At 68.5% G+C, this 921-nt stretch carries 2 protein-coding genes; both read left to right on the top strand.

Going from position 1 to position 921, the window contains the following annotated elements:
- Nucleotides 1-358, top strand: a 358-nt coding sequence (locus QWY84_RS11075; RefSeq protein ID WP_290202718.1) for a DoxX family protein, incomplete at its 5' end; no start/stop codon positions are given.
- A 22-nt stretch (nucleotides 359-380) separates the two neighbouring features.
- Nucleotides 381-921 (top strand): DODA-type extradiol aromatic ring-opening family dioxygenase (locus QWY84_RS11070; protein ID WP_290202717.1); only part of this gene is annotated, 541 nt, incomplete at its 3' end.

Below are 921 nucleotides of genomic sequence, written 5' to 3'. Positions count from 1 at the left end.
CATGCCCCACGGCGCACAGAAGCTGTTCGGCTGGTTCGGCGGCTACGGGCTGTCCGGCACCGGCGCCTACTTCGGCGACACCCTCGGCATGGAGCCGGGTGTCCTGTTCGCGCTGCTGGCGGGGCTGGTGGAGTTCTTCGGCGGCCTTGCCCTGGTGCTGGGCGTTCTGACGCGCCCCGCCGCCCTGGCCGTCGCCGCTTTGCTGGCGGTTGCGCTCAGCGTCCACGTGCCCAACGGCTTTTTCTGGACCAGCGGCGGTATCGAGTACCCGCTGATGTGGCTCGTGCTGGGCATCGCCGTTGCGCTGCGCGGCGGCGGCGCCTACTCCGTGGACAAGCGCTTGGGCATGCGCTTCTAAGCTGCCCCAGGAGGTATCCGGAATGACGACGCAAGCTCTGCCGACATTGTTCGTCCCGCACGGTGCCGGCCCGTGCTTCTTCATGGACTGGGAGCCCGCCGACACCTGGGCCCGGATGGAGCGTTGGTTGCGCTCTGTTCCCGAGCTGGTCGGTGCCCGGCCGAAGGCCGTGCTGGTGATCTCAGGACACTGGGAGGCGCCGGAGTTGACCCTGAACGCCCAGGAGCAACCGCCGCTGCTCTACGACTACAGCGGTTTCCCGCCCCACACGTATCAACTCCGCTATCCGGCTGCCGGGTCCCCTGAGCTGGCGGCTCGGGTCCAGGCGCTGCTGCGGGCGTCTGGCCAGAGTGCCGAGCTCGATCATGATCGCGGCCTGGATCACGGGGTATTCATCCCGCTGAAGCTCATCTATCCGCACGCGGACGTACCCGTTGTGCAACTGTCCCTGAAGCGGGACCTGGACCCGGCCCACCACCTGGCTGCCGGGCGGGCGCTGGCATCGCTGCGGCGCGAGGGCGTGCTCATCGTCGGCACCGGCATGAGCTACCACAACATGCGGC

This window comes from Aquisalimonas lutea (genome assembly GCF_030409225.1).
Lineage (GTDB): Bacteria > Pseudomonadota > Gammaproteobacteria > Nitrococcales > Aquisalimonadaceae > Aquisalimonas > Aquisalimonas lutea.
Note: the sequence above shows the minus strand (reverse complement) of the source record. Positions and strands in the feature narration are given on the sequence as shown.